At 42.3% G+C, this 8,911-nt stretch carries 11 protein-coding genes; 5 read left to right on the plus strand and 6 right to left on the minus strand.

Going from position 1 to position 8,911, the window contains the following annotated elements:
- Both D9603_RS21975 and D9603_RS16345 read left to right on the plus strand, forming a co-directional pair.
- Positions 1-237 (plus strand): hypothetical protein (locus tag D9603_RS21975; RefSeq protein WP_206644511.1); only part of this gene is annotated, 237 nt, incomplete at its 5' end.
- Between the two features lie 81 nt (positions 238-318).
- Complete coding sequence (locus D9603_RS16345; protein WP_128732116.1) at positions 319-1,005, plus strand: porin; 687 nt, start codon at positions 319-321, stop codon at positions 1,003-1,005.
- Between the two features lie 102 nt (positions 1,006-1,107).
- Here D9603_RS16345 and D9603_RS22175 read toward each other — a convergent pair whose 3' ends face one another.
- From D9603_RS22175 to D9603_RS16360, 4 genes are read right to left on the minus strand one after another with little or no spacing between them, the layout of a single operon-like run.
- On the minus strand, positions 1,108-1,389 hold the full coding sequence (locus D9603_RS22175) for a GNAT family N-acetyltransferase (protein WP_347232147.1): 282 nt from the start codon (positions 1,387-1,389) through the stop codon (positions 1,108-1,110).
- Positions 1,314-1,607 (minus strand): hypothetical protein, encoded by a 294-nt coding sequence (locus tag D9603_RS22180; RefSeq protein ID WP_241651688.1) that lies wholly within the window; start codon positions 1,605-1,607, stop codon positions 1,314-1,316. Before D9603_RS22180 ends, D9603_RS22175 begins: the two co-directional genes overlap by 76 nt.
- A complete protein-coding gene (locus D9603_RS16355; protein ID WP_128732117.1) occupies positions 1,607-2,941 on the minus strand; it encodes an FAD-dependent oxidoreductase in 1,335 nt (444 codons plus the stop codon). Before D9603_RS16355 ends, D9603_RS22180 begins: the two co-directional genes overlap by 1 nt.
- 1 nt (position 2,942) lies before the next feature.
- Positions 2,943-3,500, minus strand: a complete 558-nt coding sequence (locus tag D9603_RS16360) for a GNAT family N-acetyltransferase (RefSeq protein WP_128732118.1) — start codon at positions 3,498-3,500, stop codon at positions 2,943-2,945.
- Positions 3,501-3,714: 214 nt separating this feature from the next.
- Here D9603_RS16360 and D9603_RS16365 point away from each other — a divergent pair, with 214 nt between their 5' ends.
- From D9603_RS16365 to D9603_RS16375, 3 genes are all read left to right on the plus strand, one after another.
- Positions 3,715-5,148 carry a chitinase gene (locus D9603_RS16365; protein WP_128732119.1) on the plus strand — a complete coding sequence of 478 codons (1,434 nt, stop codon included), beginning with the start codon at positions 3,715-3,717 and terminating at the stop codon, positions 5,146-5,148.
- Positions 5,149-5,279: 131 nt separating this feature from the next.
- Positions 5,280-6,479, plus strand: coding sequence for an RsmB/NOP family class I SAM-dependent RNA methyltransferase (locus D9603_RS16370; protein ID WP_128732120.1), 1,200 nt, complete (start codon positions 5,280-5,282; stop codon positions 6,477-6,479).
- 8 nt (positions 6,480-6,487) lie between these two features.
- Entirely contained in the window at positions 6,488-6,739 is a 252-nt protein-coding gene (locus D9603_RS16375; protein ID WP_099640869.1) for a DUF2999 family protein, read from the plus strand.
- A 223-nt stretch (positions 6,740-6,962) separates the two neighbouring features.
- On the opposite strand, the gene D9603_RS16380 is transcribed toward D9603_RS16375, so the two are convergent.
- Both D9603_RS16380 and D9603_RS16385 read right to left on the minus strand, forming a co-directional pair.
- A complete protein-coding gene (locus D9603_RS16380; protein ID WP_128732121.1) occupies positions 6,963-7,721 on the minus strand; it encodes a DUF3667 domain-containing protein in 759 nt (252 codons plus the stop codon).
- 41 nt (positions 7,722-7,762) lie between these two features.
- Positions 7,763-8,761, minus strand: coding sequence for a WD40 repeat domain-containing protein (locus tag D9603_RS16385; protein WP_128732122.1), 999 nt, complete (start codon positions 8,759-8,761; stop codon positions 7,763-7,765).
- Between the last annotated feature and the right edge of the window lie 150 nt (positions 8,762-8,911).

Consider the following 8,911-nt stretch of genomic DNA (forward strand, 5'->3'; position numbering starts at 1 on the left):
GCGGAGTTATCGACAAGATTTCCTCGCCTCAAAATAGACCACTTAATTAAGCAAATTGGTATGAATCCAAGAAACAGGATGACCTCGGCTACCTTATCTAGTAATAATGTCTGGTATGTTAACTGTGGACTAAGCGCTATTACCTATGTTGCTGACTGGCTAATTAGACAAAGCTTGTTACAAAGTGAAGCCGTATTTATTCAAAAACCTTGTTGTTTTTGCACGAAAATACAGTAATATGCGCCGCGAATTGTACCAATATGCGTGACTGTTCGGTGCCGCAAATTGGTATTACATACGAGCAATATGGAGTAAATCGTGAATTCAGTATTAAAGCAAGTAGTAGCAGTTTCAGCCTTACTAGTATCAACCGCCAGTGCTGCAAACTCAACAGATTTTGTTGAGCTTGGCTATGGTAAAATAACGATTGATAACTTAGATGAGGTAAAACCAGCCGGTGTTGTGGTTACTGCAAATAAGGCTTTCGATGGTTTTTATCTTCAAGGAAGTTATGCGGTACTTAGCGATGATATTAGTCGCTCTCAGCTAGAGGTTCATCACGATATACGTATAAATACAGCCCTAGAGGTGGATACAGATTTAGACTACTTGACCTTGTTGGTGGGGCACCAATTTGATGTTAGTGATGCAGGTTTTATGGATATTTACGGTGGCTACTCAAGGTATGAGGTAGACGTTGAGTATTCAGGTATTACAACAATAGTGCATAACAATGGTCAAGCTTATCAGCAGCAACTTTCAGATAAAGACAGTGATAATAGCGACCACTATCACTTAGAAGCTGCGTATGAGCATGCGTTTGGCGCATTATCTGCGCGCATTGGTCTTGGTGTTGAGCGTATTCAAAACGACGAAAGTGAAACCAACTTTGTATACCTAGCTAAGCTTGGTTACCAATTTACAGACCGCATTTCAGCAAACATTAGTTATAGAAATGCAGATGAATACGATAACTTCGGTTTGAACTTGCGTTATAGCTTCTAATCGGGCTTATTTAATGATGAGATACAGGCCGTTGTGAAACGAGGCTGTATCTCTTATAGCATGTATATGCTAGGCAACTTCTAAGCTTAAAAAATGGCGTGTTTATTCTATGCAACTAGTATAAACATGATTAGCAATCAGTTTGCCATTAAATGAAAAATCAAACTGACCACAGCGAACTAACCCAAGCTTCTGATAAAATTGATTTGATTCATTCTCTATCCATGTGTATAGCCAATACCTTTCACCAAGATCGGCACGTGCGGCCGTGATGAGCTGCGAGCCGACTCCCTTACCATGCCATCTTCTTAATACATAAAGCTTTTCAACCTCAAAGCCAAGATCTTGTCGCTGTATTGTGAAGACCTGTTCGCTTGAATGTATCCAAGTATTGCACCTTCATGCTCAGCAATATAAATAGTGATTTCATCACGGCGTAGCAATGCTAAAAAGTATGCTTGTGTAAAGGTGGTAAGTGCATAGTCGGCATATTCTTGTTTTATTCCCTCTAGCGCATACGTGTCAAGCCACACCTGAATAGATAAGGCTGCGAGCGAGGAGGCGTCGCATGGGCGAGCTGGGCGAATTTTGAAGTGATACATTATCTTAGTTTATCCATTATTTGTGCGTATTGGTAATAAGCGAGCTGGCCAAGTCGACGTAATTGTGGCAATGGAAGTCTGGGTAGCGGTTTGGTATAAATAGGTAGGTTAGGTACAGACTGTCCCATTAACTTTTCAGCAAGGCGTTTACTGGCCTGCGCGCTAAATGCCACTCCTGAGCCACAGTAGCCGAGTATGTAACCGGTGTTATTTTCAGTATAAATATGTGGAATATCATCAAGCGCTGCAGCAATATAACCACTCCAGAAATAATCTACTGTAAATGGCAGTTTTGCAAAGCAATCTTTAAGCGCCGCCTGTAAGTTGTGTTGATACTTTAAGTTATCTTGACTGCGCCCAAATACGGCACCACGCCCACCAAATAAAATGCGATTGTCTGGAAGTCGGCGGTAATAATATTTGAGTCGACGAGTGTCCATGACGACTTGCTCAGTGAGTAGACCATGGGCATTTAACACGTCACCACTAAGAGGGTTGGTAACAATAATACTGCTTAAAATCGGCAAATAACGACCTTGCGTCAACGGGGATAAGTTGCGTTGGCTATAAGCATTTGCTGCAATCACCACTTTATCTGCTGAGACCTTGTGACCATTAACTTCTAAATGGTGTTTACCACTTGGGCTTTGGTGGTGTGTGACCAAGCTATTTTCGTATATCTTTACACCGGCTTGCTGTGCCATAGCTTTGTAACCCATTAATAATTTTAATGGATGGACACCAAACGCATTATCAAAGCGCAGTGCGCCAAACCCCTGTTGATTACGCATATAAGTGTCACGGAGTTGTTGGCGATCAAGCAGTTGGTGGTTGTTACAGCCCATTGTGGAATTTAAGTACTCAGACTGCGCCTTTAAAAGCGAAAATGCGTGCTGATTATGTGCCACTTTAAGGTAACCTGATGCTTGGACATTACACTCAATGTGGTTCACTTTGATATGATCACGCACTCTATCTACCGCATCATTATACTCTTGGTAGATGGATTTACTTATGTCTACACCATATCTTTTAGCAATTTGAGAATAACCTAAACGTCCTGTACTTGGTAAAACAAACCCTGCGTTTCTTGCGCTCGCACCAAAGCCAATTTGGTTGGCTTCAAATAATGCCACATTTTGTTGGAAGGTAGTCGCTAAATGATAAGCTGTCAGTAAGCCAGTAAAACCGCCGCCAATGACTGCCACATCAACCTGCAAGGGACTATCAAGTGCTGTGGATGGCTTATCGATGTCGCAGGTTGCAGCCCAGTAACTCTTGGCAAAAGCTTGCCCCTGACAATGTGGTTGGGTTAGAGGATCAAATCCGGACATACTAAAATTCCAGCACCATTTCTGCTGCTTGGCAGTGGCACTGTGTGCCACAAATAGTGCAGACATAACCATGATAGATACAATCGTCTAGCCATTTGTCATCGTGTATTTTGATGAGTTTACCACCGGCTTTTGTGAAGTATTTTACTGCGCCATTGCCTGGGCTTTGCTTCCATAGATGAGAAACACCGGCTTTTGCACCTTGTTGTTTTAGTGCTGCCACTGCATGGCTTAATAATTGTGGTCCTATACCCCGCCCCTGTGCATTGGGCGCGATAGCAATACACTTAAAGTAAGCCATATCAGTTTCATCAACCGGCCACAGTGTTGGCGAGCTCCATTTGTCAATTGGCCATTGTCCGGCACTGTAGGTGGTTCTAAAACCAAGTAGTTCATCATTCTCGCCCAGCGCAACAAAAGAAGCATTGATGCCGTTTTTACAGCCTTTTTGATACATCTGTTCGATACCGGTTTCATCTAAATAGTTATCACCATGAACGAGGTTACCAAGCTCAATAACGGGTAAGAAATGCTCTGGTTGCAACGGAGTGATTTTCATAAGAAGCTCTATTGTTGTTATTTATGATCAATTGTTATTAGCGTTGGCCTTAGCATATCACGTTGACTGACGTCCCAAAAAGTCTTGGTTGTGCTCATTTTTTGAGACTCTGTTATTGAGCTTCGGCTTGTTAAATTTGACAGCGATGTCATTTTGTTAATAATTGTTAAGTTAGTGGGTTCCACTATTAACAACAACGTGTAAAGGAAAAAACATGAAAACGCTTAAATTAGCAACAGTAATTTCGCTCGCTATTACTGCAAGTCAAGCAATAGCTATGAGTCCGCAACCAGATCCGCAAAACCCGGGGGGCTATATCGTGTCGCGAGTAGAGCTTTCTGCAACTGAGGGCGCAAAAACAAACAATCCAATGTATGCAATCTGGTCTAAGGCACTAGAAACTCGAGATAACACAATCGTTGAGGGGATTGCTCCTAACCTTGCTAGTAATCCTAATAACGTTAAGCGAGCTGAGCGTGTCTTTGGTGAAGCACAATGGCAATTTTTAACCCAAATGGCTGCGCCTGAATACACATATACCCGTTTTTTACGTGCTATTGGTAAGTTTCCTGCTTTTTGCGGCGACTACACCGATGGTCGCGATGCTGATGCAATCTGTAAACGCTCAATCGTCACCGCTTTTGCGCACTTCGCCCAAGAAACTGGAGGCCACATTGCCAAAGATAATATTTCTGATAACCCATTAGGTCTTGAAGAATGGCAACAAGCCTTGGTGCATGTACGTGAAATGGGGTGGTCAGAAGGAGAGGTCGGTTATACTACAGGGTGTGGTCAAAATGATTGGCAGAATCGTCGCTGGCCCTGTGGCACTGGGCAAGGCTACTTTGGTCGTGGTGCAAAGCAGCTATCTTATCACTTTAATTACGGTGCGTTCAGTGAAGTCATGTTTAATGGCGACGCCACTGTATTGCTTAATAACCCAGGTTTAGTTGCTGATTCTTGGCTAAATTTAGCGTCCGCAATTTGGTTTTTCTTAACTCCTCAAGCACCAAAGCCGGCGATGCTGCATGTGATTGACAAAACTTGGGTGCCGTCACAGCGTGAGGTAAATGCAGGGATTGGTTATGGTTTTGGTACCACTATTAATATTATTAATGGTGGTATCGAGTGCGGGGCACAAAACCGTGACAAAGGTCAACCTGTTAACCGCATCCGTTATTGGGAAGGGCTATCACATTACTATAATATTGCCATTGCAGCGGATGAAGAAAACACCTGCTGGCAGCAAACCCCTTATGGTAGCTTAAATTTAGATGGCGCAACTGACGTACTATACACCAACTGGGAAGGAGACTGGACATATTACGCAGACCGCCCTGGAGGCTATTCTTTCGAGTGTAAACTTGTTGGGTATCAAACGGCTTATTCGGCACTTGTACCAGGAGACTACGAAAAATGCGTGACAAACTTTTATCAATCCCACGCAAGTTGGCCTCAAGTTCGAGTGGTTGACGATTTACCTACAACCCCTGTTGAACCGCCAGTGGGTGGTGTACCAGCTTGGGATGCTGATAAAGTCTACTTAAAAGGTGACCGTGCTAGCTACAATGGCGTGATATATGAAGCTAAATGGTGGACCAAAGGGAACATTCCAGCGGCTGACGGCCCTTGGTTAGCTGTTAAATAACACGGCAGTCGTTGTGGAGCGCATTATTTTGCTCCACAACTTCAAGATTCTCAGCAAAGATCACAAACTCCAATTGAAGCCCTTCTGTAGGCACGCTAAAATAGTATTTTAGCAATAACCGAGACCATATTGTGTCTGTAACTCGCGCATTAGTTCAAACTTTATCTGAGTGCATTGAACATGTACTTGACACCTCCCTCCATGCCGATAAAGCATTAACTCAACTACTGCAAAATAACCCGCAGTGGAGCCTTGATGAAAGGCAGTATGTAGTGAGTAACTATTACCATATTTTCCGCTTTAAACGATTACTGACTTACTTGCTTGAGCATGAGAATTTACCATTAGATGGGTTTGGCTATTGGTTGACTTGTCAAATTGTAACTAAGCAGGCGTTGCCGGAGTGGGTAGATACCGAGCGTTATCATGTCGAGCGTTTACAAAGCTTGATAGAGCAGGCCCCCGAAGCTATCCGTCTGTCATTACCGGATTGGCTCAATGAAGTGGCGCATATACAGCTCGGTGAAAAATGGCAGGTGATTGCCAATGCGCTAAATCAAAGTGCTCAGCAATATTTGCGAGTCAATACTCTCAAAAGTGATATTGCAACGGTTACAGCATCTTTAGCAAAAGAAGGGATCAAGGTTTCAAACGTTGAACTTGATGCGCATATTGCCTTAAAAGTGGAGTCAAATAGCCATTTGTTTCGCTCTCAAGCATTTCAGTCCGGATGGTTTGAAATGCAAGATGCTGGCTCTCAGCAGATCGCACCATTTTTAGATGTGAAACCTGGACATAAAGTGGTGGACGCATGTGCTGGAGCTGGTGGAAAGAGCTTGCACTTAGCTGCATTGATGGAAAACAAAGGTCGATTACTGTCTTTGGATATTCATGAGCATAAACTTGAAACGCTAAAGCAACGGGCGAAACGCGCAGGGGTTCATGTTGCTGAGACCCGCGTTATTCAAAATAACAAAACCATCAAACGACAAAAAGAAAAGTTTGATCGTGTTTTGTTGGACGTACCTTGCTCAGGTTTAGGTGTACTAAAGCGAAACCCAGATGCAAAGTGGCACTTGAATTCGCAAAATTTAGACACACTTATTGATTTACAAACAGATATTCTGGCGCGCTACAGTCAAATGTGCAAAGTGGGCGGTAAATTAGTCTATGCAACTTGCTCTATTCTACCCGCTGAAAATGAGCAACAGGTTGAACGCTTTTTGGAGAACAACCCCAACTGGCAACTAGAAGACTCACTTTGCTTACTTCCGGGAATAAATTCGGAATTTGATGGTTTTTATGCCGCACGATTAGTAAAAAACAGTTAGGAAACAAGATGAATCCAATTATTGCATTACTTAAAGAGCACAATATTTCAGACGAGCAAATTGAAGCGGTGTTTACCCAGCTGACGGAAAACCCAATGATGGCAATGGCAACTATTCAGCAATTAGGTATTCCACCTGAAAAGCTTCAACAATTAATGGGTTTAGTAATGCAAAATCCTGCATTGATCAAAGAAGCGGTAGATGAATTAGGTTTGGATTTTGAAAAGGTTGAGGCTGCAAAAGCCCAGCTAAAACAGTAGTGTTAATGGCTAGACAAGCTCAGCCTCGTCTAGCCCTAGCTAATACCAATTTGACTTAATACTTGCTCAATTTGGAGGAGTAAATCTGACGCTAACAGCGTTAAAAATTTCTTATTTAGAACAACTAAATAGCAAAATTTTTGCCTGGTTATCGACAAGATTTTCTTGCCTCAAAATAGACCACTTAATTAAGAAAATTGGTATAAATTAATTCACATGCCGATCAAATCTTGTGAGTAAAATCACTGTATACCCCAAATAAAAATGTGAGCATTGCAGAAAATAGTGTCGAGCCTATCGCGTAGGCAAGTATTGCCTGACCCCAATTTTTCCACTTTGCCAGCTCATTTTCCGCCATTTTATAGTTAAGTATTATGCTGTACAAAGCAGAAAATAAGAGCGAAAGAATAGCGTAAAGCTGCTCGCTGAAGATCTCTAGCATGAGTGGAATAGAGAATATCAGTACGCTTAGGGTTAGAATGAGTAGGTGTCCTATGGTGTACTCCAGCATTGTGTAGGGCGCACAGCGATACACTAGCTTAGAGGCTAATCCGAGTAAGAATGCCAGAATAAAGACGCGATAAATGTGCGTTGCTTCATATAGTGCGATTTCAGATTGCCATTTGAGCTGCTCTTTCGATTCCAAAAGCTGACTGCTGGGCATGAAGCTGGTTTCAAGTAGATGCGAGGCAAGCACGATCACGGTGAGTAGAATAAAACTAAACTTGAAGGGATTACCAAAGCGACTCCTCTGTCCATTCAAGTATCCAATAATGGTGCTAAAGGGTTGCAATAGCAGCCCAAAAAGCAATCTAAAAAATGGTGACTCTAAGTCGAATAATGCACTTTGAAGTAGTACACCTAAGTGTTTGAAAGTGAGTCTTGAGGCTCTTTTTTGCCCACAACCTGAGCAGTACTCGCCAGCTAACTGTGTGTGGCAGTTTAAACAGTGCGATTGGTTTTCGAAGTTTAGGTGATCCATACGATTTTTTATTATTTTTTACTTATAACGAATGCTACCTTTTATTGTCTCTTAGGATCAAACAAAATGGGTGTCACAGCCCACTTTTCAAGCATACCATCCGAACTAATCGTTGTAAGCACGTTACTATCAGAGAGGTGGAAGTCATAAACGGTACTGCCACCGCTTAGTTGTGCGATTGGCCAGCTTATGATCTCTGTTCCAGATACAAGTTCCCATAACGAGATATAGGCTTTGGATGAGGTTGTTAACAAAAACTCATCGCTAGCTAGAAATTGGGCACCGCGAAAAAACTTGAAGCGTTGAGGGTAGGAGAGTGATAAAACAGGCTCGCCAGAACGAGTATCAATGAGCTCCTGTGCTTGGAGGGCGTCTGAAACAAACAGTCTATTTTCATTTTGTGATAAAGCTAAACTGGTAATTCGGTGAGGAAGCGCATAGTCTATCGTGATTTCTTTACTCTGTAATTCAAGCCTTTTAGCATGACCATCTAAAGAGGCAGAGTAGAGAGAGGTTAAACTCCGATTAAAAATCAAATGTGTGACGCTGCTTTCATGAAGGTGTATTTTCGTGATGGTTTGTTTATCTAAACTCAACAGCAGTACGCTGCCGTCATTGTAGCCAAGGGCAATAAGCTGCTCATCGCTGGACCACTGTGCCTTCGTAATACGAATAGATGAGTCAAATTCAGGTAATGAATAGCTTACTATCTCGTTCGTGTGTAATTGCCAGATGTTGAGTTGCGTGTCTGAAATACTAACAATACTTCGCTTGCTCGGCGCTATCAAAGCGTCACGAAAAGTAAGTTGGTATTTACTGCCTTCAATCTGTTTCATGAGCTGTTGGCTTTGGTTATCCCACACTTGTAGTAAATGATCGTCAATAAGTAGTAAGGTTAATGCTGCATCATGAGAGAGCGTCGCAAGATTAACAGGTAATTGAGTTAACTGTACCTGTGTTATCGGTTCTATAGCCTGCTTTTTGCTGCATCCAGTTAGAATAAGCAAAGTAATCATACATATATAAAAATAACGTCTCATTCTGTGCTCTTTCCGCTTTTCTCTTTTTTATCAAGGGTAGTCTTAACCATAACCTGAGCTTAAGGCAATTACAGTCTCTTTAGCTAGCAATGCGTGCAGGTGTCTGGGTGCAAGAGCAGCGTGCTCTACTAATACCATATATGGACTCTC

The sequence above is a fragment of the Pseudoalteromonas sp. PS5 genome, from assembly GCF_004103255.1.
Classification (GTDB): domain Bacteria; phylum Pseudomonadota; class Gammaproteobacteria; order Enterobacterales; family Alteromonadaceae; genus Pseudoalteromonas; species Pseudoalteromonas peptidolytica.

Bases quoted from the DNA above. Each gene is read 5' to 3' on its own strand.
- D9603_RS16365 (WP_128732119.1), top strand. From the start codon at position 3,715: ATGAAAACGCTTAAATTAGCAACAGTAATTTCGCTCGCTATTACTGCA.
- D9603_RS16385 (WP_128732122.1), bottom strand. From the start codon at position 8,761: ATGAGACGTTATTTTTATATATGTATGATTACTTTGCTTATTCTAACT.
- D9603_RS22180 (WP_241651688.1), bottom strand. From the start codon at position 1,607: ATGTATCACTTCAAAATTCGCCCAGCTCGCCCATGCGACGCCTCCTCG.
- D9603_RS16360 (WP_128732118.1), bottom strand. From the start codon at position 3,500: ATGAAAATCACTCCGTTGCAACCAGAGCATTTCTTACCCGTTATTGAG.
- D9603_RS16355 (WP_128732117.1), bottom strand. From the start codon at position 2,941: ATGTCCGGATTTGATCCTCTAACCCAACCACATTGTCAGGGGCAAGCT.
- D9603_RS16380 (WP_128732121.1), bottom strand. From the start codon at position 7,721: ATGGATCACCTAAACTTCGAAAACCAATCGCACTGTTTAAACTGCCAC.
- D9603_RS16375 (WP_099640869.1), top strand. From the start codon at position 6,488: ATGAATCCAATTATTGCATTACTTAAAGAGCACAATATTTCAGACGAG.